26 protein-coding genes are annotated in these 24,387 nt (G+C 74.0%); 13 read left to right on the top strand and 13 right to left on the bottom strand.

The genetic code is table 11. The features are described from left to right. The first annotated feature begins 92 nt into the window (after window positions 1–92). Complete coding sequence (locus NBH00_RS01060) at window positions 93–1,649, top strand: MFS transporter (protein WP_254571510.1); 1,557 nt, start codon at window positions 93–95, stop codon at window positions 1,647–1,649. An 88-nt stretch (window positions 1,650–1,737) separates the two neighbouring features. Here NBH00_RS01060 and NBH00_RS01055 read toward each other — a convergent pair whose 3' ends face one another. From NBH00_RS01055 to NBH00_RS01045, 3 genes are read right to left on the bottom strand one after another with little or no spacing between them, the layout of a single operon-like run. Then, window positions 1,738–2,220, bottom strand: coding sequence for a GNAT family N-acetyltransferase (locus NBH00_RS01055; RefSeq protein ID WP_254571509.1), 483 nt, complete (start codon window positions 2,218–2,220; stop codon window positions 1,738–1,740). Beyond that, a complete protein-coding gene (locus tag NBH00_RS01050; RefSeq protein WP_254571508.1) occupies window positions 2,217–2,936 on the bottom strand; it encodes an endonuclease III domain-containing protein in 720 nt (239 codons plus the stop codon). The genes NBH00_RS01055 and NBH00_RS01050 overlap by 4 nt, the downstream gene beginning before the upstream one ends. A gap of 5 nt (window positions 2,937–2,941) precedes the next feature. Next, window positions 2,942–3,841 (bottom strand): carbohydrate kinase family protein, encoded by a 900-nt coding sequence (locus tag NBH00_RS01045; protein WP_254571507.1) that lies wholly within the window; start codon window positions 3,839–3,841, stop codon window positions 2,942–2,944. Window positions 3,842–3,866: 25 nt separating this feature from the next. On the opposite strand from NBH00_RS01045, the gene NBH00_RS01040 reads away from it, so the two are divergent. From NBH00_RS01040 to NBH00_RS01020, 5 genes are all read left to right on the top strand, one after another. Further along, window positions 3,867–4,679, top strand: coding sequence for an alpha/beta fold hydrolase (locus tag NBH00_RS01040; RefSeq protein WP_254571506.1), 813 nt, complete (start codon window positions 3,867–3,869; stop codon window positions 4,677–4,679). Window positions 4,680–4,736: 57 nt separating this feature from the next. Next, window positions 4,737–6,329, top strand: a complete 1,593-nt coding sequence (locus tag NBH00_RS01035; protein ID WP_254571505.1) for a hypothetical protein — start codon at window positions 4,737–4,739, stop codon at window positions 6,327–6,329. Between the two features lie 58 nt (window positions 6,330–6,387). Then, a complete protein-coding gene (locus tag NBH00_RS01030) occupies window positions 6,388–7,179 on the top strand; it encodes a phosphatase PAP2 family protein (RefSeq protein ID WP_254571504.1) in 792 nt (263 codons plus the stop codon). A gap of 77 nt (window positions 7,180–7,256) precedes the next feature. After that, window positions 7,257–7,913, top strand: coding sequence for a CDP-alcohol phosphatidyltransferase family protein (locus NBH00_RS01025; protein WP_254571503.1), 657 nt, complete (start codon window positions 7,257–7,259; stop codon window positions 7,911–7,913). Between the two features lie 94 nt (window positions 7,914–8,007). Continuing rightward, complete coding sequence (locus NBH00_RS01020) at window positions 8,008–9,315, top strand: inositol-3-phosphate synthase (RefSeq protein ID WP_254571502.1); 1,308 nt, start codon at window positions 8,008–8,010, stop codon at window positions 9,313–9,315. 67 nt (window positions 9,316–9,382) lie between these two features. Here the strand turns inward: NBH00_RS01020 and NBH00_RS01015 are convergent, their stop codons facing one another. From NBH00_RS01015 to NBH00_RS01005, 3 genes are all read right to left on the bottom strand, one after another. Beyond that, window positions 9,383–10,657, bottom strand: a complete 1,275-nt coding sequence (locus NBH00_RS01015; protein ID WP_254571501.1) for a PucR family transcriptional regulator — start codon at window positions 10,655–10,657, stop codon at window positions 9,383–9,385. Window positions 10,658–10,743: 86 nt separating this feature from the next. After that, complete coding sequence (locus NBH00_RS01010) at window positions 10,744–11,940, bottom strand: hypothetical protein (RefSeq protein WP_254571500.1); 1,197 nt, start codon at window positions 11,938–11,940, stop codon at window positions 10,744–10,746. Next, the gene (locus NBH00_RS01005) at window positions 11,865–12,755 is read right to left on the bottom strand and encodes an ATP-binding protein (protein WP_254571499.1); all 891 of its coding nucleotides are present in this window, start codon (window positions 12,753–12,755) and stop codon (window positions 11,865–11,867) included. Before NBH00_RS01005 ends, NBH00_RS01010 begins: the two co-directional genes overlap by 76 nt. Before the next feature lie 50 nt (window positions 12,756–12,805). Here NBH00_RS01005 and NBH00_RS01000 point away from each other — a divergent pair, with 50 nt between their 5' ends. The 3 genes from NBH00_RS01000 to NBH00_RS00990 all read left to right on the top strand — a co-directional run bounded on the left by NBH00_RS01000 (window position 12,806) and on the right by NBH00_RS00990 (window position 16,121). Next, window positions 12,806–14,719 carry a PHP domain-containing protein gene (locus NBH00_RS01000; RefSeq protein ID WP_254571498.1) on the top strand — a complete coding sequence of 638 codons (1,914 nt, stop codon included), beginning with the start codon at window positions 12,806–12,808 and terminating at the stop codon, window positions 14,717–14,719. A gap of 143 nt (window positions 14,720–14,862) precedes the next feature. Beyond that, complete coding sequence (locus NBH00_RS00995) at window positions 14,863–15,468, top strand: uracil-DNA glycosylase family protein (protein ID WP_254571497.1); 606 nt, start codon at window positions 14,863–14,865, stop codon at window positions 15,466–15,468. Next, the gene (locus tag NBH00_RS00990) at window positions 15,441–16,121 is read left to right on the top strand and encodes a hypothetical protein (protein WP_254571496.1); all 681 of its coding nucleotides are present in this window, start codon (window positions 15,441–15,443) and stop codon (window positions 16,119–16,121) included. Before NBH00_RS00995 ends, NBH00_RS00990 begins: the two co-directional genes overlap by 28 nt. Window positions 16,122–16,130: 9 nt before the next feature. Here the strand turns inward: NBH00_RS00990 and NBH00_RS00985 are convergent, their stop codons facing one another. After that, the gene (locus tag NBH00_RS00985; RefSeq protein WP_254571495.1) at window positions 16,131–17,072 is read right to left on the bottom strand and encodes an NAD(P)H-quinone oxidoreductase; all 942 of its coding nucleotides are present in this window, start codon (window positions 17,070–17,072) and stop codon (window positions 16,131–16,133) included. A 96-nt stretch (window positions 17,073–17,168) separates the two neighbouring features. On the opposite strand from NBH00_RS00985, the gene msrA reads away from it, so the two are divergent. After that, window positions 17,169–17,831 carry a peptide-methionine (S)-S-oxide reductase MsrA gene (gene msrA, locus NBH00_RS00980; protein WP_254571494.1) on the top strand — a complete coding sequence of 221 codons (663 nt, stop codon included), beginning with the start codon at window positions 17,169–17,171 and terminating at the stop codon, window positions 17,829–17,831. 163 nt (window positions 17,832–17,994) lie between these two features. Here msrA and NBH00_RS00975 read toward each other — a convergent pair whose 3' ends face one another. The 3 genes from NBH00_RS00975 to NBH00_RS00965 all read right to left on the bottom strand — a co-directional run bounded on the left by NBH00_RS00975 (window position 17,995) and on the right by NBH00_RS00965 (window position 20,308). Then, the gene (locus NBH00_RS00975) at window positions 17,995–18,174 is read right to left on the bottom strand and encodes a hypothetical protein (RefSeq protein ID WP_254571493.1); all 180 of its coding nucleotides are present in this window, start codon (window positions 18,172–18,174) and stop codon (window positions 17,995–17,997) included. Between the two features lie 55 nt (window positions 18,175–18,229). Further along, window positions 18,230–19,627 carry a 23S rRNA (uracil(1939)-C(5))-methyltransferase RlmD gene (gene rlmD / locus NBH00_RS00970; RefSeq protein WP_254571492.1) on the bottom strand — a complete coding sequence of 466 codons (1,398 nt, stop codon included), beginning with the start codon at window positions 19,625–19,627 and terminating at the stop codon, window positions 18,230–18,232. A gap of 69 nt (window positions 19,628–19,696) precedes the next feature. Beyond that, the gene (locus NBH00_RS00965) at window positions 19,697–20,308 is read right to left on the bottom strand and encodes a hypothetical protein (RefSeq protein WP_254571491.1); all 612 of its coding nucleotides are present in this window, start codon (window positions 20,306–20,308) and stop codon (window positions 19,697–19,699) included. 131 nt (window positions 20,309–20,439) lie between these two features. Between NBH00_RS00965 and NBH00_RS00960 the strand changes: the two genes are divergently transcribed. After that, the gene (locus NBH00_RS00960) at window positions 20,440–20,838 is read left to right on the top strand and encodes an HU family DNA-binding protein (RefSeq protein WP_302182678.1); all 399 of its coding nucleotides are present in this window, start codon (window positions 20,440–20,442) and stop codon (window positions 20,836–20,838) included. 154 nt (window positions 20,839–20,992) lie between these two features. Here NBH00_RS00960 and argF read toward each other — a convergent pair whose 3' ends face one another. Then, entirely contained in the window at window positions 20,993–21,871 is an 879-nt protein-coding gene (argF, locus tag NBH00_RS00955; RefSeq protein WP_254571489.1) for an ornithine carbamoyltransferase, read from the bottom strand. Between argF and NBH00_RS00950 the strand changes: the two genes are divergently transcribed. After that, window positions 21,870–22,568, top strand: coding sequence for an endonuclease/exonuclease/phosphatase family protein (locus tag NBH00_RS00950; RefSeq protein WP_254571488.1), 699 nt, complete (start codon window positions 21,870–21,872; stop codon window positions 22,566–22,568). The genes argF and NBH00_RS00950 overlap by 2 nt on opposite strands. A gap of 58 nt (window positions 22,569–22,626) precedes the next feature. After that, window positions 22,627–23,034, top strand: coding sequence for a cupredoxin domain-containing protein (locus NBH00_RS00945; protein ID WP_254571487.1), 408 nt, complete (start codon window positions 22,627–22,629; stop codon window positions 23,032–23,034). Window positions 23,035–23,043: 9 nt separating this feature from the next. On the opposite strand, the gene NBH00_RS00940 is transcribed toward NBH00_RS00945, so the two are convergent. Together NBH00_RS00940 and NBH00_RS00935 are read right to left on the bottom strand one after the other, a co-directional pair. After that, the gene (locus tag NBH00_RS00940; protein WP_254571486.1) at window positions 23,044–23,523 is read right to left on the bottom strand and encodes an ester cyclase; all 480 of its coding nucleotides are present in this window, start codon (window positions 23,521–23,523) and stop codon (window positions 23,044–23,046) included. A gap of 14 nt (window positions 23,524–23,537) precedes the next feature. Next, the gene (locus tag NBH00_RS00935; RefSeq protein WP_302182677.1) at window positions 23,538–24,386 is read right to left on the bottom strand and encodes a thiazole synthase; all 849 of its coding nucleotides are present in this window, start codon (window positions 24,384–24,386) and stop codon (window positions 23,538–23,540) included. Window position 24,387 lies beyond the last annotated feature (1 nt).

Below are 24,387 nucleotides of genomic sequence, written 5' to 3'. Positions count from 1 at the left end.
CCGGAAGACTCCGACCGGATGTCGTAGAGCCCCCATTTCATCGGCCTTAGCGTGCTCTCAGGCACCCGTCCCCCGACGCCGGAGAACCCCGCATGAGCACGACGATCCGTACCGAACCGCAACCGGGCACCACTTCCGGAGCCGCCCCCGGAGCGTCCGGCCGCAAGGGCTGGATCGACCACTGGGAGCCCGAGGACCCGACGTTCTGGGCGGCGACCGGCCGGAGGATCGCCCGGAAGAACCTCATCCTCTCGATCTTCGCCGAGAACATCGGCTTCTCGATCTGGGTGCTGTGGACGATCGTCGTCCTCAACCTCGCGAACGCCGGGATCACCCTCACGATCTCGCAGCTCTTCTGGCTCACCGCGGTCCCGAACCTCATCGGCTCGTTCCTGCGGATCCCCTACACGTTCGCGGTCCCGCGCCTCGGGGGTCGGCTGTGGACGACGATCAGCGCCTCGTTGCTGCTCGTCCCGGTGACGCTGCTCGCGGTCGTCGTCCCGAGCGGCTGGCTCCACGACCAGGCGCCGCACGACCAGTTCCTCATCCTGCTGGCCTGCGCCGCGACCGCCGGCGTGGGCGGCGGCAACTTCTCCTCGTCGATGGCGAACATCTCGTTCTTCTACCCCGAGGGCAGGAAGGGCCTCGCGCTCGGCCTCAACGCGGCGGGAGGCAACCTCGGCGTCGCAATCACCCAGCTCCTCGTCCCGCTCGTGATCATCGTCGGCGTGCCCGCCGCGGCCGTGAAGGCGCCCGGCGTGCCGCACGAGGTGCACCTCGCCTACGCCGGCCTCGTGTGGATGCCGTTCATCGTCCTCGCGGCGACGCTCGCGTGGCTGAAGATGGACAGCCTCACGCAGGCGAAGGCCGACACGCAGTCCTACACGCGGGCCCTCTCGCACGCGGACACGTGGATCATGTCCTTCCTCTACATCGGCACCTTCGGATCCTTCATCGGCTACTCGTTCGCGCTGCCGCTCGTCATCAGGAACACGTTCCCGGAGTTCCTCGGCCACCACACGTTCATCGCGACGTACCTCGCCGGGCTGGGCTTCGTCGGCGCGCTCATCGGCTCCGTCGCCCGCCCGTTCGGCGGCTGGGTCGCGGACCGGATGGGCGGCGCCCGCGTCACCCTCGCCTGCTTCGCCGGCATGGGGCTCTTCACGGTCCTGGCGATCGCCGGGGTCGGCGACCACAGCTTCACGACGTTCTTCGTCGCCTACATGGCGATCTTCTTCTTCGCCGGGGCGGGGAACGGGTCCACCTACCGCATGATCCCCGCGATCTTCGCCGGCCTCGGCCGCGCGGAGGCGAGGCGGACCGGTCAGGAGGCCGGCGCGCTGCTCGTGAACTACAAACGCCAGGCCGCGGCGGTCATCGGCATCGCGGGCGCGATCGGGGCGTTCGGCGGCTTCCTCATCCAGGTGGCCTTCCGTCAGGCGAGCCTCGACATCGCCGCCATGGTGAAGGCGGCGAAGACCCCGGCCGAGAAGGTCGCGGCGGCGCACGCCCACCGGGACTGGTCGCTCCCCGCGCTGTACGTCTTCCTCGGGGCGTACGTCGTGATGGGTCTCGTGACCTACGTGCGCTACATGCGCACGGTGCAGGTGGCCGAGGTGGCGCCCGGCATGACCCACGCGGCGATCTAGCGTCGTTCTCACGTCGGCGTGCGGTCAAGTGGGCTCATATGTCCCACGAGACCGCACGCCGGCGGCCGTTCGGGCTGCGGGTGGGCGTTCAGCCGGGGCGCACGTCGAAGACGCGCAGGCCGCGGGCCTCGTAGTTCGGGAGGGCGCGCGGGTCGTCGTGGGTGCAGGTGTGCAGCCAGACGCGCGGGGCGAGGGCGAGCCCCGCGCGCAGCGCGTCGACGAGCAGGTGGCCGCCGAGGCCGGTCCCGCGGGCGTGCGCGAGGAGGCCGAAGATGGCGACCTCGACGCCGGTCGCGTCCGGGCGCAGCTCGTGGTAACCGGCGACGACGCCGTCGACCGTCGCGACGCGGGTGTGGACGTCGGCAGCGTGCCGCGCCCAGCGCGCCGCGCCCCACCCGAGGCGGTCGGTCCAGCGGAAGTCCGCGCCGATCTCCTCGTACAGACGCCGGTTCACCGCCGGGTCGTGGACGGCCGCGATCGCCAGCCCCGGTGGGGCGGGCCGCACCGGGAGGACGATCGCCTCCGGGTCGGTCAGCTCGAGCGAGGTGATCGTGACGGCGCGGCGGCTCATGTTGCCGCGACCCCGACCCGCGGGCACATCCGCCGCAGCCCGCACCCGCCGCACGCCGGGCGCTGCGCGTGGCACGTGCGGCGGCCGTGGCGCAGGAGGTTCACGTGGAGCTCGAGCTCGGCCCCGACGGGCGTCAGGGCGAGCATCGCGTCGTGCTGCTCCGGGTCGAGCCCCGCACCGGGGCGCAGCAGGCCGAGGCGGGTGCACACGCGGCTGACGTGGGTGTCCACCGGGATGTCCGGCAGGCCGTAGGCGAAGAGCAGGACGCAGGCGGCCGTCTTGCGCCCGACACCCGGGAGCGCGCAGAGGAACGCCCGCGACGCGGCGACCGGCGCCTCGCGCATCCACGTGAGGTCGAGATCCTCGGGCAGCGCCCGGAGGATCTCCTGGATGCGGCGGGACTTCTGCACGTGCAGGCCGCCGGGCTGGATCGCGGCGCGGACCTCGGCGACGTCCGCGTCCCGCACCGCCGCCCACGTCGGCAGCGCCTCGCGGAGCCGCAGGTACGCGACGTCCCGATTGCGGTCGTTCGTCGACTGCGAGAGGACGGTGAGGACGAGCTCGGCGAGCGGGTCACCGTGCGGGGGCTGCGCGGGGATGCCGTACCACTCGCGCAGCCGCAGGCGGATCGCCCGCACGCGGCGGGCGGTCGGCCCCGCCCAGCCCGCGCGGACGGCGCCGCGGTGGACCGGGAGCGGCGGGCGACGCCGGGCCACGCCCGCTACCCGACGGCCCCGAAGTGCTCGGTGACGCGGGCCGCCGCCGTCACCGCCTCCGGGAGCGCCGCGGCCATCGCGGACGGGTAGAAGCCGCTGCCGGCCAGGCGCGCGAGCAGGACCCCCGTGACCGTGTCCCCCGCCCCCGTCGTGTCGACCGCCCGGGCCGCGACACCCGGGACGTCGAGCCGCAGCCCCGGACCGCGGAGGAGCGCGCCGTCCGCCCCGAGGGTGATGACGACGTGGCGCGCGCCGCCGGCGAGGAGCGCCTTCGCCGCGGCGACCGGGTCGCGCTCGCCGGTGATCGCGGCCGCCTCGGCGCGGTTGGCCTTCACGAGGAACGCGCCCTCGACGCAGCCCCGGGCGACCGACACCGCGCGGGCCGGGTTGCTCCAGCGGCCCGGGCGCAGGTTCGGGTCGAAGATGACCGGGACGTCGTGCGCGAGCGCGGTCTCGCGCGCCGCGAGCGTCACGCGGCGCTCGTCCTCGCCGACCATCGTGCCGGTCGTCAGCACGAGCGCGGCGGCGTCCGCCACGGCGGCCGGCAGGCGGTCGGCCACCGCCGTCGTCGCGGCGGCCGCGGCGCCGGCGTGGATGAGGAAGTCGGGCTCGCCCCCCTCGGTGATCGTCACGAAGGCGACCGCCGTGGCCCCGCCGGGGATCGTGTCGAGCAGCTCGGTCCCGACGCCCTCGGCCTGCAGCCGCTCGCGGACCCACTCGCCCCAGCCGTCGGCCCCGACCCCGCCGGCGAGCGACACCGCCGCCCCGCGTCGCGCCGCGGCCACCGCGACGTTCGCCGGGGAGCCGCCGAGGTGGGGCACGAACGCGGGCGCCGCGGCGAGCGACGCGGCCGGCGTCTCGCACACGAGATCCACGAGCGCCTCACCGAGCAGCAGCGTCTTCATGGCCCGACGGTATCTTGCGCCGTCGATGCCCGACGTCATTGCCCACGACGACACCCTCGCGGGCGAACCGGTCTTCTGGCTCGAGGCCGACGGCGAGGGGGACGTCCCCGTCCTCTTCGTCCACGGCGTCCCGACGAGCGCCGACGACTGGCGGCCGTTCCTCGAGCGCACCGGCGGCCTCGCGCCGGACCTGCCCGGCTTCGGCCGCTCGGGGAAGCGCGGGGACGGCGACTACTCGATGCACCGCTACGGCCCGTGGCTCGAGACGTTCCTCGACGCGCGGGGCGTGGACCGCATCCGGCTCGTCGTCCACGACTGGGGCGGGGTCGGCCTGCTGCTCGCCCAGGCCGCGCCGGAGCGGATCGAGCGGCTCGTCGTCATCAACTCGGTGCCCTTCCTCCCCGGCTACGAGTGGCACCGCATCGCCCGCGCGTGGCGGACACGCGGCCTCGGTGAGCTCCTCATGGGCTCGGTCAACCGCTTCACCCTGCGGTGGCTCACCCGCGAGGCGAACGTCACGCCGGGGCCGTTGCCCGACGAGTGGCGGGCCCGGGTCCTCGAGCAGTTCGACCTCGGGACGCAGCGCGCGATCCTGCGCCTGTACCGCAGCGCGGACCCGGAGGCGCTCGCCGCGGCGGGGAAGCGGCTCGGCGACATCACCTGCCCCGCGCTCGTCGTCTGGGGCGGACAGGACCCGTACCTGCCGCCGCGCTTCGGCGCCGGGTACGCCGCGGCGCTGGGCGACGCGGAGCTGCTCGCGGTCGACGACGCCGGCCACTGGCCGTGGCTCGACCGCCCGGACCTCGTCGAGACGATCGCCGCCTTCCTCGGCGGCTGACGGCAGCCCCGCCCCGTGCGGCCGTCCGGCGCAGACCGCCGGTAGGGTCGCCCGACGATGCCCCGCCGACTCACCGCATGCCCTGCCTGGGTGCTCGCCGCGGTGCTCGCGATCGCCTACCTCGCCATCGACCCCCCGAGCGCCGACCTCGCGGCGCAGACCTACCGGGCCGAGCTCTTCCGCCACGAGGGCTTCCTCATCTGGGACAACGCCTGGTACGGCGGGCACCACATGCCGGGCTACTCGGTGCTCTTCCCGCCGCTCGCGGCGCTGCTCGGCGCGCGGGTCGTCGGGGCGCTCGCGGCCGTCGGCGCGGCCTGGCTCTTCGAGCGGATCGCCGCCGAGCACTTCGGGGTCCGCGGCGCCCGCGTCGGCTCGATCTGGTTCGCCGCGGCGACCGGCGTGAACCTCCTGACCGGCCGCCTGACCTTCGCGCTCGGCGTCACGGCCGCGCTCGCCTGCGTGCTCGCGGCGACGCACCGGCGGCCGGCGCTCGCCTGCCTCGCCGCGGCTGCCGCGACGTGCGCGAGCCCGGTCGCCGGCCTCTTCCTCGGGCTCGGCGCCGCGGCGTGGTTCCTCGCGGGCGGCCGCCGCCCGGACCCGACGCGCTCCTCGCTCGTGCGGCGCCGCGACGCGCTCGCCGTCGGCGCCTCCGCGGTCCTCCCGGCGGGGTTCCTCGCCGTCGCGTTCCCGGAGGGCGGCGTCGAGCCGTTCGTCGCGTCGAGCTTCTGGCCGTCGCTGCTCGGCCTCGGGCTCATCGTCGTCTTCCTCCCGAAGGGCGAGCGCGTCCTCCGCTACGGGATCCTCCTCTACGCGCTGGCGACCGTCGCGAGCTACGTCCTCGACACGCCGATGGGCGGCAACGTCACGCGGCTCGGGGCGGTCATCGCCGGCCCGGTTCTCGCCTGCCTGCTGTGGCAGAAGCAGCCGCGCCTCCTGCTCGCGCTCGCCGTCCCGCTCGTCTATTGGCAGTGGACCGCCCCGGTCCGCGACTGGGTGAGCGGCAGCGGCGACCCGTCGGTGCACGCGTCGTACTACACGGGCGTCGTCGCCTTCCTCGAGCGCGACCCCGACGCGGCGGCGCGGACGTTCCGCGTCGAGGTGCCGTTCACGCGCAACCACTGGGAGTCGCGCTGGGTCGGGGACCATCTGCCGCTCGCCCGCGGCTGGGAGCGTCAGCTCGACATCAAGGTCAACGACGTCTTCTACGAGGGGACGCTGACGCCCGCCCGGTACCTGCGCTGGCTGCAGGAGACGGGGGTCCGCTACGTCGCGCTGCCGGACGTGCGCCTCGACCACTCCGCCCAGGCGGAGGCGGCGCTGCTGCGCCGCGGCCTGCCGTACCTGCGGCCCGTGTGGCGCGACGCGCACTGGCGCGTGTTCCGCGTCCGCCGGGCGACCTCGCTCGTCACCGGCGCGGGGTCGATGACGCGCCTGGGGACGCAGTCGGCGACGCTCGTCGCGCGGCGGCCCGGGCCGCTCGTCCTGCGCGTGCGGTGGACGCCGTACTGGCGGGTGGCCGGCGGCGACGCGTGCGTGCGCCGGGCGCCCGGCGACTGGACGCAGGTGGACGCGAAGCGCGCCGGGACGATCGAGCTCGGGATGCGCTTCAGCCCGCTGCGGATCATGGCGACGGGACCGCGCTGCTGAACGCGATCGCCGGTCCTCGCCAACGGGCGTTCACCGCTCGGTAGCATGTGTCGCGCAGATGCGTGCCCGTGTCGTCGATCCCGTCTACAGCCGCCTGTTCCCCCAGGGCTGGTTCGACGTGCTCCGGCAGATCGTGCTCTTCGGCGCGGCGTACTACGCGTACCGCATCCTCCGGGGTGTCGTCGACGACGGCCAGGGCGCGGCGATCGCCTTCCAGCACGCCCGTGACCTCATCTCCGTCGAGCAGGCGCTCGGCTTCTTCCGCGAGCGCAGCGTGCAGCAGCTCACCGGCGGCTGGGACGTCACCACCGACTTCGCCTCGCTGCTCTACATCAACGCGCAGACGACGGTCGTGCTCGGCGCCATCTTCTACATCTACGTCCAGCACAACCAGAAGTACTACTTCGTGCGGAACATGATGATGGTGGCGATGTTCATCGCGCTCGTGGGCTACATCGTCTTCCCGACCGCGCCGCCGCGGTTCTTCTTCCCCGAATACGGCTTCCGCGACACGGTCTCCGAGTTCACCGGCGTGAACCACACGGACGTGAAGGTCAACACGCTCTTCAACCCGTACGCGGCCGTCCCGTCGATGCACTGCTGCTTCGCGATCATCATCGGCGGCGCGCTCTCGCAGGTCGCCAAGCGGCGTGCCGTGAAGATCCTGTGGCTCTCCTACCCGCTCGTGCTGACGTGGGTCGTCGTCGTCACCGGGAACCACTGGATCTCGGACGCGATCCTCGGCGCCCTCACCGCCGGTGTCTCGTTCGCCGCGGCGCGCTGGCTCGCGAAGACCCGCCCGGCCGCGTGGTCGTTCACGCCGCCCGAGGCGATCCGCGCCTCGGCCTGACGGACGCCCGGGCCGGACACGGCGTCAACCGGGTCGGGACCCCGCAGCACGCGCATTGTCCGTACCCTGCTCGGGCGATGTCCGAGCAGCCCACCCGTCAACGGCGCGAGCGCGCGACCGGCCCGATCGGCTCCGGTGCGCGCCGCGAGATGATGCGCAACGCGCTCATCGAGTCGCGGCTGACGCCGAACGCGATCTCCCTCACCGGCCTCGCAGGGAACGTCCTCGCGGCGGTCCTCGTCTTCGAGCGCTACTTCTTCCTCGCCGGCATCGCGTTCATCGCGGGCTCGGTCATGGACACGCTCGACGGGCGCTACTCGCGGATGTCCGGGAAGGGGTCGCCGTTCGGCGCGTTCCTCGACTCGACGCTCGACCGCATGGAGGAGGGCATCGTCCTCACCGCCGTCGGCGCGTACTTCGCGGCGCGCGGCAACGAGACGGCGGTCGCCGCGACGGTCGCCGCCGTCCTCTTCAGCCTCATGGTGAGCTACACCCGCGCCCGGGCCGAGGCGCTCGGCGTCGAGTGCAAGGTCGGCATCGCGTCGCGGGCCATCCGCGTCGTCATCCTGTCGATCGGCCTGCTCTTCGCGCGGGGCGCCGGCCTCGGCGACTTCCAGCTCCTCGCCCCGTCGGTCTACGTCCTCGCCGTCCTGACGCTCATCACGACGTTCCAGCGCATCTGGCACGTGCGCTCCGTGATGCTCGCCGAGGACGCGGCGGCCGTCGCCGACTGACGGCGCCCTACACCACATCGCGGCGGCAACTGTAACCCCACCCCCCGAACGGGGTGGATTGCTTCGAACTTCCGAGAAGGGATTACCTAGAACCATGAGCACCAACGGCAACGGCGCGTCCAACGGCGCGGCCGCCACGAACGGCAACGGCGGCGGCCGTTACCAGCACGACAAGGTCCGCGTCGCGATCATCGGCGTCGGCAACTGCGCGAACTCGCTCGTGCAGGGCGTCTACCACTACGCAGGCGCCGAGTCCGGCGAGGAGATCGGTGGCCTCATGCACTCCGACCTCGGCGGCTACCTGCCCCGTGACATCGAGTTCACGTGCGCCTTCGACGTCAACGCGACGAAGGTCGGCAAGGACCTCGGCCAGGCCATCTGGGCCGACCCGAACGACACGATCAAGTTCACGAACAAGGTCCCGAAGAAGACCGGCGTGATGGTCTACCGCGGCATGACGCACGACGGCATCGGGAAGTACCCGGCCACGCGCATCAAGAAGGCCAAGGGCGAGACCGCGGACATCGTCCAGATCCTCAAGGACACGCGGACGGACGTCGTCGTCTCCTACCTCCCGGTCGGCTCCGAGCTCGCGACGAAGTGGTACGTCGAGCAGATCCTCGAGGCCGGCTGCGGCTTCGTGAACTGCATCCCGGTGTTCATCGCCCGCGAGCCCTACTGGAACAACCGCTTCAAGAAGGCCGGCCTGCCGATCATCGGCGACGACATCAAGTCGCAGGTCGGCGCGACGATCGTGCACCGCACGCTCGCCCGCCTCTTCCACGAGCGCGGCGTGACGCTGAAGCGTACCTCGCAGCTGAACGTCGGCGGCAACATGGACTTCTTCAACATGCTCGAGCGCGAGCGCCTCGAGTCGAAGAAGATCTCCAAGACGAACGCCGTGACCTCGGTCGCCGGTGTCGAGCTCGCCGCGGACAACGTCCACGTCGGCCCGTCCGACTACATGCCGTGGCTCACCGACCGCAAGTGGGCGCACATCCGCCTCGAGGGCGACGCCTTCGGCGGCGTGCCGCTGAACTGCGAGCTGAAGCTCGAGGTCTGGGACTCCCCGAACTCGGCCGGCATCGTCATCGACGCGGTCCGCTGCTGCAAGCTCGCGCTGAACCACGGCGTCGGCGGCCAGGTCGACGGCCCGTCGTCCTACCTCATGAAGTCGCCGCACACGCAGCGCCCCGACGAGATCGCGCGTCTGGACACCGAGAAGTTCATCGAGAAGTACAAGGGCAAGAAGCTGGCCGGGCGCGCGCTGAAGGCCGCGTCCGCCCCGGCGAAGCCCGCCGCGGCCGCCGCCGCGAAGCCGGCCGGCAAGAAGGCCGCCGCCAAGAAGGCCCCCGTCGCGAAGGCCGTCGTGGCCCCCGCGCCGGTGAAGACCGAGGCGTAACCCGCCCCGGCAGCTCCGCAGGACCGACGGCCCGCCATCGTGCGGGCCGTCGTCGTTCCCGGGCCGCTCAGGCGTCGGCGGGGCGGCCGACGACGTCGACGAGCAGGAGGGCCGCGCGGAGCTCGAGGCGACGGTCGTCGACCGGGCGGCCGAGGAGGGCCTCGGCGCGCTTGACGCGATAGGCGACGGTGTTCTCGTGGACGCCCAGGCGGCGCGCCGCGCGGACGTTGCTCGACCCCTCCTCGAGGAAGACCTTCAGCGTCGAGGCGACGCGGCGGGCACTGTCGGAGTCCTCGACGAGCGCGCCGAGCTCGGCGGAGACGAAGCGCGCGGCGGCCGCCTCGTCCTGGGCGAGGAGCCCGAGGAGCACCGCGTCCTGGTAGCGGGTCACGCAGCCCGGGCGCCGGCCGCGCATGCGGGAGACGCGCTGCGCGAGGAGCGCGTCCTCGTACGTCCGGCGGAAGCCCTCGATGCCGCGGGCCGGCTCGCCGACCGCGAGCCGCACGCCGGCGGCGACCGCGTCCTGCCCGCGGATCGGGCCGACCGCCGAGAGGTCGGGCGCGCGCTCGTCGCCGAAGCTCACCCAGGCGACGAGGGTGCGCAGCCCGAGCGGGATGCAGAGCGCGTCGACGCCGCCGATCGCGCGCTCGACGTCGTGCGCGACGCGCTCGTAGAGGCCGATCGTCGCGTCCGCGTCCTCGGCCTCCTCGCCGGTGACGACGAGGCCGACGTGCGTGCGGTTCAGCGCGTAGCGCAGGCGCTGCGAGGCCCGGGCCTCGTCGATCTGCCGGCCGTCGAGGATCGCCCGGACCTCGTCGGCGCGGAGGGCGGCGGCGCTGCGGACCCAGCGCTCGCGCTCGTGCATGTAGGACTCGGCGATGCCCGCGCTGACGGCGTCGACGTAGGCGAACATCCAGGCGGAGCTCACCGTCACCGCCTCGGCGAGCACCTCGCGCCGGGCCTTGGCGTGCTGCAGCCGCTCGAGCCACTCCTGCGAGAGGACCGCGTGCCCGATGCGGTAGGTCCGCATGAGCGCCTCGACCGGCATCCCGGCCCGGGCGTACTCACGGGCGTAGTGCGTCGCCTCGACCGGCGCGACGGCGCCGGAGGCCTCGAGGCCGTCGTAGATCATCTGGATGATGAGGACGACGTTCGCCCGGCAGCTCGCGAGCGTCTGCGGGCGCAGCTCCTCCGGGATGCCGTCGATCTCGTCGTGGATCTGGGCGGCCATGTCCGCCGTGATCGCGTCGAGCTCGCCCGACCCGAGCATCGCCCCGGCGAGCTGCACGATGACCTCCCTGCACGCCTCCGACGGCTCGCTGATGACGACCTGATGGGCCACGGCGTCTCCTCTTCCCTGGTGGACCGGCTCCCTCGAGCCTAGCCCGGCGGAGGCGGCGGAGCCACCCCGGCCAGCCCCCCGGCGCCTCAGCCGCGACCGGCGATGACGTACTCGGCCACCCGGTCGCAGGCGCGGCGCAGGCGGCGGAAGTACGTCGCGCGGCTGACGTTGAGCTCCAGCGCCGCCCGCTCGTGGCCGCCGTGCGGGTCGAGGTAGCCGCGCTCGATGATGCGCCGCTGCAGGACCTCGTCGTGGGAGTCGCCGAAGACGTGCTGCACCGCGCCGGTGACGAGCTCGCGCACCGAGGCGGCGCGTTCGTCGGTCCCCGTGCCCGTCGCGAGCGGTGAGGCGGCGAGCGCGAGCGGCTGGTGGAGGACGCGCAGCGCCTCGCGCACGTCCTCGAAGTCGGCGGCCCGCGGGGGCGGCGGGGCGTCCAGCGGGCGCGGCGGGTTGAGGCCGAGCTCCTGGTAGACCGCGTCGCGGGTCATGCCGAGGACGCCGCCCTCGCCGTGGTCGAGGATGTGGCACTGGACGACCCCGCCCGTGTGGGTGTGGATGTCGAGGGCCGGCTCGTGGCGGGCGCCGACCGCGGCGGCGAAGGCGACGGCGACGTCGTTGCGGGGGTCGATCGGGAGGTAGGACCAGCGCTGGTTCGTCAGCCCGCTGCGGAGCATCGCCGCCTTGTTGAGGATCGCGACGACGGGCGACGCGGGGTGCCCCTCGGGCGCCGCCGAGAGGTCCACCGAGTCGCGCCAGACGAGGACGTTGCCGTCCGGGATCGTCCGCCTGGCGTGCGCGAGCCACGGCCCGAGGACGCGGTCCGCGGCCGCGAACGGCGGCGCGTTGGCCGGCGTCACGGCGATGCAGACGCCGCAGAGCGCGTCGCGCTCGTCGCGCGCGACGACGACCCGCTCGGGCGCCTCGTCGAAGAAGCGCTCCGCCCCCGCCCACCAGCCGTGGCCGCCGGCCTTCCGGGCGACGAACAGCTCCCCGGCGAGCTCGCGGTCGCCGGGGCGCACGTGATCCACGCGGTGGGTGGCGGAGGTCGTCGCCCCGAAGCCCCAGCGGATCACCGGGTTCTCGACGAGGTCGGCGAGCTCGACCATGACGTGGGTCTCGCCGCCCGTCGCCCGCGTGTGGAGATGGTCGGCGATCCGCCGGCGCAGCTCCCGCTCGCGATCGGCGTCGCGGCGGCGCAGGTCGGCCTTCAGCGCGCGGCGGACGAGGTCGTGCAGCGTGACGCCGCCCCGAGCGGCTCGGAGAAGCTCAGGCTCCGCAGCCACGCCTCGGCCTCCTCCGGATCGGTCCCGGGGAGGACGTCGCGCAGCATCGCCGCGCTCGTCAGGCGGGCGATCGCGGCGACGGCGAGGACGTCGAGGTCGCCGCCGTCGAGCTCGGAGCCGGCGAGGCGGCGGAGGATGGCCTGGCCGATCGCCGGGTCGTCCAGGTCGGGCAGCGCGGCGAGCTCGTCGCCGAGGGCGAGGGCGGCCGCCGTCGCCTCGGCTCCGAGCGCGAGCGCGAGCGGGGAGCCGTCGGCCCAGCGGAGCAGCGCGGTGACGCGGGCCTCGGCGTCCGCGGCGGCGGTGGTCACGCCGTGCTGCGCGATGAGGGCCGTCGCGTCCTCGTCGCCGAGCGGGCCGAGCTCGAGCGTCGTCGTGATGTGCTCCCAGCCGTCGCTGAGCCAGCCGGGCTCGGGGGCGCGGCGGCCGGCGAGGACGACGAGCGACCCCTCGGGCAGGCCGGGGAGCAGGCGGGAGCGCAGGAAGCCGCCGACCGCGGCCATGCGCTCGTACGTGTCGAAGACGACGAGCGGGCGATCGTGCGCCGCGACGCCGTCGAGGGCCGCCTCGATCTGGCCGGGGACGGGCGCGAGCTCGCGGCCCTCGACGAGGACGGGGGTGAAGCCGTGGCGGGCGGCGCGCCGCGCGACCTCCCGCAGGAGCGTGCTCTTGCCGACCCCGCCGGGGCCGTGGACGAAGACGACCGACGCCGCGGCGTCCCCCGCGATGACGGCGTCGAAGAGCGCGAGCTCGCGCTCGCGCCCGACGAACGTGCGCTCGTCGCGCCACGCCATGCGCTGCCCCAGGGTTCCGGCCACGTCGTCAGAAGACTACGGTGCCCGCACCCCCCTCCAATACGATCCTCGTCGTGCCCCTGTCGCCGCTGTCCATCGCCCAGGTCACGCCCCATGCGTGGGAGTCGGGGCACGAGCTCAACGGCCTCATCGCGCGGACGAGCGCCGAGCTCGCCGCCCGGGGCCACCGCGTCCTCATCGTCGCCCCGTCGACCTCGCAGCGCCTCGTCCGCGACTCACGGGCCGCGATCCGCGGCGGGGCGGACCTGTGGGCCGACGCCCCGGAAGGGGTGCGGATGGTCGCCGTCGGGGAGGTCGTCCCCGCGCCGATCGCGAGCCAGCGCCGCAGCCCGCTGCCGATCGACGTGACGCGGACGATCGAGGAGCTGCTCACGACGGCGCCGCTCGACCTCTGCCACGTCCACGAGCCGTTCGCGCCGTCCGCCTCCTCGGCCGCGCTGCGCCACTCGCGGGCGCTGAACGTCGGCACCTTCCACGAGCCCGCCGAGCGGATCGTCGCCACCCAGGTCGCGCGCAAGCTCGTCGACCTCGTCTTCGGGCGCCTCGACGCGCGCCTGGCGAGCTTCCAGGCGACCGCCGACCTCCTCGCCCGCCACTTCCCCGCCGCCTACCAGGTGCTCACGCCGGGGGCGGACGTGCCGGCGTCGGCCGCCGCGCCGCGCGCCGAGGGGCCGCTGCGGATCGCCTTCGTCGACGAGGAGGAGCGCGCGTCGCTGCGCGTCTTCCTCCGCGCGCTGCGGCGCCTGGACCCCGCGCTCGCGTTCGAGGTGACGGTGCTGAGCGACCGGGGCGCCTCGTCGAGCACACCGCTGCGGGCCGACCTGCGCGAGCGCGTCCGCTTCCTCGGCACCGACGGCCGGGACGCGAGCACCGAGGCCGAGGTGCTCGCCGCCGCCGACGTCTGCGTCTTCGCCTCCGACGGCTCGGCCCCGGCGCCCGCCGCCGTCCTGCGCGCGGTCGCCGCGGGCGCGGTGCCGCTGTGCTCGTCGCTCGCGGTCTACGAGGAGGTCACCGGCGAGGGCGAGCACGGGCTGCTGTTCGCGACCTCCGAGCCGCTGACGTGCGCGGCGCAGCTCACCCGCCTCGTCCGCGAGCCCGAGCTGCTCGACCGGCTGCGCGGTGCCGGGGACGCGGTCCGCGCCACCCTCGGCTGGGACCGGATGACCGACGAGCTCGAGGCGGTCTACGCGCGCACCGTCGCGCGCCGCCACGACCCGACCGGCAACCCGGCCGTCCGCGCCCGCCTGGAGGGCCGCCGCCGCATCGACGTCGACCTCCACATGCACACCGACCACTCCGGGGACTGCGCGACGCCGGTCGAGGTGCTGCTCGCGACCGCGCGCGACCAGGGGCTCGGCGCGATCGCCGTCACCGATCACAACGAGGTCTCCGGCGCCTTCGACGCGCAGGCGAAGGCGGCGGAGTACGGCGTGAAGATCATCATCGGCGAGGAGGTGAAGACCGCGTCCCAGGGCGAGGTCATCGGCCTCTTCCTCACCGAGAAGATCCCGCGCGGCATGACGCTGCAGGAGACCGTCGCCGAGATCAAGCGGCAGGGCGGGCTCGTCTACGTCCCGCACCCGTTCGACCGGATGCACGCGGTCCCCGACTACGAGCACCTGCTCGACATCGTCGAGGACATCGACGCGATCGAGATCTACAACCCGCGGGTGGCGATCGGCTCGTTCAACGAGGAGGCCGAGCGTTTCGCCGCCAAGTACCGCATCACCGCGGGCGCCGGCTCGGACTCCCACGTCGCCCAGGGCCTCGGCTCCGTGCGCATCCACATGCCCGACTTCGAGGGGCCCGAGGAGTTCATCGAGGCGCTCGCGATGGCGGAGATCCGGACGAAGCCCTCGTCGCTGCTCTACGTCCAGGCGCTGAAGTTCCTCGAGACGAAGGCGACGCCGGCGGGCGCGCGCCGGGCCCGCAAGGCCCGGCGGGTGGCCCGCGCGAAGAAGCCCTGACGGACGTCGCACCGCGTTCCGGGGACACATAGTCCGGGCCGTTCTCCTCTATCGTCGGACGGGCTGCAACAGCGCGCCCATCCGGCAACCTTGGGTGCACGACGAGGGTCGCGCGCCGCCCCCGTCGAAACCCCCGTTCGCCGATGCCGACGACCGACGACGAGATCCGGGAGAAGTACCTCGAGCGGGCCATCCGTGAGCTGAACACGCTCACGCAGGAGCTGCAGTCCTGCCCGCTCTGCCCCCGCGGGAACCTCATGCCGGTGCTCGGCTCGGGGCATCCGCAGGCGGACATCTTCCTCCTCAAGCACGCCCCGACCGCCGCGGAGATCGAGGAGGGCGTCGCCTTCTACGGCCGCTCGGGCACCGCGCTGATGAAGTCGCTCAAGCGGCTGCAGATCGACCCGCTCGCCGTCTACGGCACGCTCTGCGTGAAGTGCCCGGTGGACGACACCGGCCTCGCGGACCCCGGCTGCATGGGCCGCGTCGGGCGCGAGATCGCGATCGTCCAGCCGAAGATCGTCGTCGTCATGGGCGAGGAGGCCCTCGCCCTCCTCAACGAGCTGCAGCTGCCGCTCGCCGCGCCCGTCGAGCCCGTCCCGGGCCAGATCCAGCGGCTCACCCCGTCGATCGAGGCGCTCTACGTGCCCGACATCGACGGCGCGCTGGACGAGGAGACGGCCAAGCGCGCGTTCTGGTCGGCCTTCCGGATGCTGGGCACGTGGTACGCGGACCTTCCCCCCTACTGACGCTCGTCCTCGCCGCGCTGACGGTCGCCGAGGCGCTCGTCGCCCCGTCGCTGCCCGCGGCGACCACCGGCACCGGCGTCCGCGCGGCCGGCGTCGTCGGGGTCGTCCTGCTCTGCGGGACCGTCATCAGCGCCGCCTGGCTGCACGCCGGGCGCCTGACGCTCGTGACGCTCGCGACCGGCGTGGGCATGCTCGCGCTGACCTTCGACGCGACGAACGCCCGGGCGGCGGCGTCGCTGCCGGAGGCGCTCATGTGGGCGACCGCGGGGATGCTCTTCGCGCGGTCCTTCCCCCAGCCCGCGCTCGCGATCGCGGTGTCGCTGCTCGTCGCGGGCCTCGCCATCGGCGGGATCGCGAGCGACGCGTCGACCGTGACGGCCAAGGCGGCCGCCGGTGACCCGCTGACGCTCGAGATCGCCGCCTTCGGGGGCGGGCAGGCCCTGGCCCTGCCGGCGCTCGTCGTCGTCGCGATCGGCGCGATCGGCACGTGGGCGGCCGCGCTCGGCCTGCGCGCCCGGTGGACCGTCGTGCTCGTCCTCGAGGCCGCGGCGCTCGCGGCGGCCCTCCGGATCGACCCGGTCGCCCCCGTCCTCGGCGGGTTCCTCGCCGCGAACGCCGACCTGCTCGTCGTCGGCGTCCGCGACGAGGCCTGACGGGCGCGTCTACAGCTCGAGGATGATCTTGCCGACCTTGCCGCCGGCGACGAACGCCTCGTAGGCGTCGTGGACCTCGGCGAGCGGGAACGTCCGCGCGACGGGGACCGACAGCGCGCCCGAGGCGAGCAGCGGGAGGACGTGCTTCTCGATCGCGCGGGCGGTGGCGGCCTTCTCCTCCAGCGGCCGGGCGCGGAGCGTCGAGGCCCGCAGGGAGGCCCGCTTGCCCATGAGGGCGAGGAGGTTCACCTCGGCCTTCGCGCCCGCGCCGACCCCGATGACGACGATCCGGCCGCCGGTCCCGATCGCGTTGAGGTTCTCCGGCATGTTCGGGGCGCCGACGAGCTCGAGGACGACGTCGAACGGGCCCGCGTCCGCGAAGCCCTCGGGATCGATGACGGCGTGGGCGCCGAGCGCCTCGACCTGGGCGCGCGCCTCCTCGCGGCGGACGGTCGCGGTCACGTGGGCGCCGGCCGACGCGCCGAGCTGGACCGCGGCGGTGCCGACGCCGCCGGCCGCGCCGTGGACGAGCAGCCGCTCGCCCGCCGCCAGCCCGCACTGCGTGAACAGGGCGTCGTAGGCGGTCGTGAAGACCTCCGGGACGCCGCCGGCGGCCGGGAAGGCGACGTTCTCCGGCACCGGCATGAGCTGGCGCTCGTGGACGACCGCGAGCTCGCCCTGACCCCCGCCGCCGACGATCGCCATGACGCGGTCGCCCTCGGCGAAGCGGGTCGTGCCCGGGCCGAGGCCGGCGACCTCCCCGGCGAGCTCGAGGCCCGGGATGTCGGCGGGCGAGCCGGGCGGTGCCGGGTAGTGCCCCTTGCGCTGGAGGATGTCCGCGCCGTTGAGGCCGGCCGCGCGGACGCGGACGAGGACCTCGCCGTGGCCGGGGACCGGATCGTCGTGCTCGGCGACGGCGACGGAGCCGTCGGTGATCGTGGCGGCGTGCATGGCCATGAGTGTGACCGGTACGCCCGGTTCGTGAACACGCGCGAACATCGGGCGCATCCCGGTGGCGCCACGGCGGGGCGCGGATACCCTGGATCCATGTTCTCCTCCTTCCTGAAGTCCAAGACCGCGATGGTGGAGCCGTCGGACGCGCTCCCCGGCCGCGACACCGCGCTGCCCGTCGCCGAGACCCACCGCGTGCTCGGCACGCCGCTGAAGCCGCCGTTCGGAGCCGGCATCGAGGTCGCGTACTTCGGCCTCGGCTGCTTCTGGGGCGCGGAGCGGATGTTCTGGCAGACCCCTGGCGTCCACTCGACGGCGGTGGGCTACCAGGGCGGCTTCACGCCGAACCCGACGTACGAGGAGACGTGCACGAACCGGACCGGGCACGCCGAGGTCGTCATGGTCGCCTTCGACCCCGCGCAGATCACGTACGCCGACCTGCTCAAGCGCTTCTGGGAGGAGCACGACCCGACCCAGGGCATGCGCCAGGGCAACGACGTCGGCACGACCTACCGCTCGGCGATCTACACGGTCGACGCCGCCCAGGCCGCTGCGGCCGCCCGGTCCCGCGAGCAGTACCAGGCGGCCCTGAGCGCGGCCGGGCGCGGAGAGATCACGACCGAGATCGCGCCGGCGGGCCCGTTCTACTACGCCGAGGACTACCACCAGCAGTACCTCGACAAGAACCCGAACGGCTACTGCAACCTCGCGGGAACCGGCGTGAGCTGCCCGATCGGGACGGGCGTGAGCGCCGCCTGAGGGCCGCCGGGGCGGCGTCCGAGAACGCCTGCACGGAGGCGGACGCCGCGCTCGGGGGCGTCGGCGAGCAGCACGCCGCGCGGCTCGGGCGCACCTGAGTGAAGATTCAGGGTGCTGTGCGCACCCTGAACCTTCATTCACCGCTGGACGGGGCCGGGCGCGCTCAGGCGGCGCCGTCCGCCAGGTCCTCGCCGCCGCGCGGCAGCCGGGTGACGGTGGCGCCCGGGTCGGGCGCGTCCTCGGCGTCGATGCCCTCCTGCGGGGCGGAGCCCGTCGCGAGGCCGTCGCCGCGTGGCGCGCCCTCCGCGAGGTCGTCGGTGTCGGGGTGCTCGTCGGTGGTCATGTCGCCTGCATGCCCGGGGCCACGGCGCCCCACTCCTCGGGGCGCGGGCCTGCGCTCAGCCGCGGTCGAACACCGCGACGGCCTCGATGTGCGGCGTCTGCGGGAACATGTCCACGGGCCTGACCCGCTTCAGCACGTAGCCGGCCTCGACGAGCTGCGCGGCGTTCGGCGCGAGCGTCGTCGGGTTGCAGGAGACGTAAACGATGCGCTTCGGGTTGGCCTCGATGATGCGGCGGACGACCTTCTGCGAGAGACCCGCGCGGGGCGGGTCGACGAGCAGGAGGTCGGGGCGCCCGGCCATCTCGACGAGCTCGCCGAGCGCGGTGCGCACGTCGCCCGCGAAGAACTTCGCGTTGTCGATGCCGTTGGCCTTCGCGTTCCTGATCGCGTCGGCGATCGCGTCCTCGACGATCTCCAGGCCCCAGATCTCCCCCGAGCGGGTCGACAGCGACAGCCCGATCGTCCCGATGCCGCAGAAGAGGTCGTAGAGCCGCTCCCAGCCCTTGAGGTCCGCGAAGTCCGCCGCGACGCCGTAGAGGCGCTCGGCCATCTCGGTGTTCGTCTGGAAGAACGCGTCGGCGCTGATGCGGAAGCTCAGCCCGCACAGCTCATCGACGATGTGGTCCTTGCCGTCGAGCAGCGTCGAGACACCGCCGCTCGTCGTCTCACCCAGGCCGTCGTACTGCGTGTGGATGAGCGAGGTGGCGTCGAGCGTCTCGGCGAGGATCGCGACGGCGAGGTCGTCGAGCTCGACCGGTGAGGTCACGAGGCGGACCTGGAGCTGGCCGGTGCGCCGCGCCTCGCGGATGACGAGGTTGCGCAGCACGCCGGTGCGCGAGCGGCGGTCGTAGGCGGGCAGGCCCTGTTCGCGGCACCAGTCCAGGACGATCCGGCGGGCCTCGTTCGCGCGCTCGGTGCCGAGCCGGGACTCCCCGTCGATGATCGTCTCCCACGAGCCGGGCGCGTGGAAGCCGCAGAGCAGGTTGCCGTCGGTGTCGTTCCCGAACGAGTACTCGAGCTTGTTGCGGTAGCCCCACTGCTCGACCGCCGGGAGGATCTCCTCCATGACGAAGCCGTCGAGCTTGCCGATGCGGCGCATGGCGTCCTCGACCTGCTCGGCCTTGATGCGCAGCTGCATCTCGTAGGGCATGACCTGCCAGGCGGCGCCCGGATGGTGGGCGACGGGCTCGATGCGGTCCGGGCTCGGCTCGAGGACCTCGAGCAGCCGCGCCTCGCCGTAGGCCTTCTTCCGGGTGTGGAGGACGGCGCGGACGCGGTCGCCGGGGACGGTCCCGCCGACGAAGACGACGAAGCCGTCGTGGCGCGCGACGCCGTTGCCGCCGTGGGCGAGCCGCTCGATGCGCAGGTCGAGCTCCTGCCCCTTGTCGGGCCGCTTCGGACGGTCCGGGCGGTCGGTGGCGGGGGCCGGCGCGGCCTGGTCGATGGACTCCATGACCCCCCAGGATCGCAGGGTTGCGCCGGTCGGCCCGTCGCGGGGACGCGCGGGCGCCCCGCGGCAGGCTCAGTCGAGCGCGCGCCCGAGCGCCGCGAGGACCGTCTTGCGGTTCGCGTGGGTGCGCTCGTGGTCGCGGATGCGGCGCAGCTCGGTGGAGGAGAGACCCTCGAGCTGCGACGTGATCTGCGCCGCCGTGAGCGTGTCGTAGCCGGTGATCGCCAGGCCGGGGGCCACCCCGGCGGCCTGACGGACGCGCTCGACCTCGCGGCGCACCCGCTCGGTGCCCTCGCGCAGGAGCGTCGCCGCGTTCGGCAGGTCGCCCTTGCTGCGCTCGAGGAGATGTTCGATCTCGGCGAGGAGGTCGAAGCTCTGCCGGCGGCCGGTGTCGACGAGCTGGCGGGCGAGCTCCTCCGCGTCGCGCCGGGTCATCTTCCCCTTGCGGACCGCGTCGTCCATCGCCTCCTGCACACGGGAGGCCGTGAGCATGACGCCGCCGGCGAGGAGCTCGCGGAGCTGGGCGAGGTTCTGGCGCAGCAGCTCGTCGCGCGCGGCCTGGGCCTCGGCCGCGTCCTGCGGCGGCTTCGTCCCTGCAACCGACGGGGTTCTGGGCGCGTTCCGCGACGCGCCGCCCCCGGCCCGGGTGGGCTTGGCGGACGGCGGGGACTTCGGTTGCGGCATCGGTGTGGAGGCTCCGGACAGGGGGTCGGTGAAGGACCGGTCAAACGCACCGTATACCCACCGGACGCCGAGCGAGCGCCGAGCTTCCGGGCGGGTGGCGCGGGGCCGGACCGTCATGTCGTCCGACGGGTGTGATTCGGTCCCCCACCGCTGCAGAACCCCGATGCCATCGGGGTTTTCGCACGACATCCAACCGCGCGGCGGGGTACGCTCCGCCGCAGTCGCATTCGTCAACGCAGGAGGAAACCGCCGTGAACAAGACTGAGCTCGCCCAGAACCTCGCCGAGAAGACCGACCTCCCGGCCGGCCAGGCCAAGGCCGCCGTCGACGCGCTGGCCGACATCCTCACCGAGACCCTGTCCCGTGGTGGCGAGGTTGCCATCGCCGGCCTCGGCAAGTTCTCCGTGTCGGACCGTGCCGCCCGTCAGGGCGTCAACCCGGCCACCGGGGCGAAGATCGAGATCGCCGCGTCCAAGGCGCCGAAGTTCACCGCCGCCAAGGCACTGAAGGACGCCGTCAACGGCAAGTAGTCACCCGCCGGGGCGCGTCCCCGGCGATCCGCAGCAACGTCGAGGCCGCCTTCCGGGCGGCCTTCGTCGTCTTCGGGGGCCCAACCGCGCCGGCGTGCGGTCTCGTGGGACATATGTCCCCACTTGGCCGCACGCCGCCGTCGGGCGCGCGGACTCATCCCGCCAGAAGCAGCTCCAGCAGCGCCTTCTGCGCGTGGCGGCGGTTCTCCGCCTGGTCCCAGATCGGCTCCCCGCGCTCGCCGTAGAGGACCTCGGCGGTGATCTCCTCGCCGGGGTGGGCCGGCAGGCAGTGCAGCGCGATCGCGCCGGGCGCCGCGGCGTCGAGCAGCGCGTCGTCGATCCGGTAGGGCGTAAGGGCGGCGCGGCGGGCGTCGGCGGTGTCCTCGTCGCCCATCGACACCCAGACGTCGGCATAGACGGCGTGCGCACCGCTGACGGCCTCGTACGGGTCGGCGGTGAGCTGCGCGCCGGCGACCGGCTCGAGCTGGTACCCCTCGGGCGCCGCGACCGCGACCTGCACCCCGGCCAGCGCCCCGACGATCGCGAGCGACCGGGCAACGTTGTTGCCGTCGCCGACGTAGGCGAGCTTCAGCCCCTCGAGGGAGCCGAAGCGCTCCTTCAGCGTCATGAGGTCCGCGAGCGCCTGGCACGGGTGGTGCCCGGCGGTCAGCATGTTGACGACCGGGATCGTCCCCTCGGCGGCGAGCTCCTCGAGCAGCGCGTCCGGTCCGGTGCGCACGCCGACAGCCTGCACGTGGCGGCTGAGGATCCGGGCGGTGTCCTTCACCGACTCGCCGCGGGAGATCTGCATCTCCCCCGGCCGCAGGATGAGCGGGTGCCCGCCGAGCTCGACGACGCCCGCCTCGAACGACAGGCGCGTGCGCGTCGACGGCTTCTCGAACAGCAGGGCGACCGTCTTGCCCGCCAGCGCACGCGAGCCCAGCGGGTCCGCCTTCAGCGCGATGGCGCGGTCCAGGAGGGCGTGCAGCTCGTCCGAGGAGAGCTCAGCACCGGTCAGGAAGGAGCGTGCCATGAGGCGCGAGAAGATAGCTCACGTGCGCATCCTCACCTGGAACCTCTTCCACGGACGGGCGCTGCCGAACGCGGGCCGCGATCTGCAGGCCGAGTTCACCGCCGCGCTCCAGGGCTGGGCGTGGGACGTCGCGCTGCTCCAGGAGTGCCCGCCCTGGTGGCCGGCGCCGATGGCGCGCGCCTGCGGGGCCGAGCCGCGCGTCGCGCTCACCTCGCGCAACGCGCTGCTGCCGCTGCGCCGGCTCGTCGCGCGGCGCTTCCCGGACCTCATCAAGTCCAACGGGGGTGGCTGCAACGCGATCCTCGTCCGCGACGGCACGCCGATCGTCGCCCACCACGAGGTCGTCCTCCGCCGCCGGCCCGAGCGCCGCGTCGCGCACGCCGTGCACCTCGCCGACGGCCGCTGGATCGCGAACCTCCACGCCCAGGTCCACTCCGAGGCCCACGCCCAGGCCGACCTCGCGACCGCCGCCCGCGCCCTCGACGGCTGGGCGGGCGCGCAGGCGCCGGTGATCCTCGGTGGGGACACGAACACCCGCCACCCGCGGGCCGGCGACCTGGTCCCCCTCGGCGGCCACGACGTCGACTTCGTGCTCGCCCGTGGCTGGCGGCGCGTCAGCGAGGTCACGGTCCATGCGCACGCCCCGCTCTCCGACCACGCCCCGGTGAGCCTCGGGCTTGAGGCCACGGGCCCATAGCGGGACGATGTCCTCGGGCGGCGTCGCCGCCCCCCCACCCGTGCCAAGGAGTCCCGCCATGCCGTCGCACCGCACCCTGCCCCTGCTCGCCGTCCTCGCCACCGGCCTCCTCGCCGGCTGCGGCTCGAGCTCCGGGTCGAGCTCGAGCAGCACCTCCACGCCCGCCCCCGCCACCGGCGCCGCGTCGACCGCGACGACCGCGGCCCCCGCCTCCGGCGGCGTCACGATCACGATGAAGAACATCGCCTTCGACCCGAAGTCCGTCACCGTCAAGGCCGGCACGAAGGTGACGTGGACGAACGGGGAGGCCGTCGGCCACAACGTCACCGCGAAGGCCGGCGCGAGCTTCAAGTCCGCCCTCCTCAACCAGGGGCAGACCTTCTCCTTCACCCCGAAGACCGCAGGCACGATCAAGTACACGTGCACGATCCACCCCGGGATGGACGGCACGATCGTCGTGCAGTGACCGCGGCGCTCAGCCCGGCCGGCGGCCGACGCCGAAGCCCTGCAGGACCATAAGCGCCCGCTGCGCCGCGGTGCCGGGCTTCGGCAGGACGCCGAGCTGCTGCGCGGCGCCGTAGACGTCGAAGAAGGCCCGGGCGCGCAGGAGGCGATCCGAGCCCGGGTCGAGCTCGCAGTAGAGGACCGCGTGCGCGACGAGGAACCGCCCCGTCGCGGGCAGGGACCCGAGCGCCCCGCGCTGGGTCGCGACGAGCTTGCCGGGGGCGACGACGAGGGCGCCCTCGCGGACCTCCGCCCCCGTCGGCTCCAGGCGCCCGTCCGGGAACGCCGACCAGCCGCGGCGCAGGTGCGCGAGCAGCTCCCCGGGACCGCGGAGCGGCGCGGGCGTCAGCGGGTCCTCGTAGTGGACGTCGGGATGGACCGCCGCGTGCACGGCGGCCTCGTCCCGGGCGGTGTAGGCGGCCAGCAGCGGGGCGAGGGCGGCGTCGGGCATCGCGACGGGCGGGGTCAGGCGGCGGGCGGTGGCGCCGTCGGCGCCGCGGATCCCGCCGGCCCGAAGTCCGCCAGCCCGGACTGCGGCGAGGACGCCTCGGCGTACAGGCGGCGCGGGATGCGCCCGGCGCCGCGGGCCAGCCGCCCGCCCTCGACCCCGGCGCGGATCGCCAGCGCCATCGCGACCGGGTCCTGCGCGCGGCTGATCGCGCTCGCGCAGAGGACGGCGTCGCAGCCGAGCTCCATCGCCAGCGCCGCGTCGCTCGCCGTCCCGACCCCCGCGTCGAGGACGACGGGCACCCCGGCCCCCTCGACGATGAGCGCGATGTTGTACGGGTTGCGGATGCCCATCCCGGACCCGATCGGGGACCCGAGCGGCATGACGGCCGCGCACCCGACGCCCTCCAGGCGCCGGGCGAGGACCGGGTCGTCGGTCGTGTAGGGCAGGACGGTGAAGCCGTCGGCGACGAGCTGCTCGGCGGCGAGCAGGAGCTCCGGCGCGTCGGGCAGCAGCGTCCGCTCGTCCCCGATGACCTCGAGCTTCACGAGGTCGGTCGAGAACGCCTCGCGGGCGAGCTTCGCGGTGAGGACGGCGTCGCGGGCGGTGTAGCAGCCGGCGGTGTTCGGCAGGACCTCGACGCCGCAGCGGTCGAGGGTCGCGACGAGCGAGCCACGGGCCTCGACGTCGACGCGGCGCAGCGCGACGGTGACGAGCTCGGTGCCGCTCGCGCGGACCGCGTCCTCGAGCGCCTGCAGCCGCGGGAAGCCGCCCGTCCCGAGGAGGAGCCGGGAGCGCAGCCGGCGCCCGCCGAGCTCGAGGACGTCGTCGGCGTTCTGGGTCACGGGCGGGATGGGTGCGGACACG

The sequence above is a fragment of the Paraconexibacter antarcticus genome (genome assembly GCF_024220175.1).
Lineage (GTDB): Bacteria > Actinomycetota > Thermoleophilia > Solirubrobacterales > Solirubrobacteraceae > Paraconexibacter > Paraconexibacter antarcticus.
This window is presented reverse-complemented; position numbering and strand designations above follow the sequence as displayed.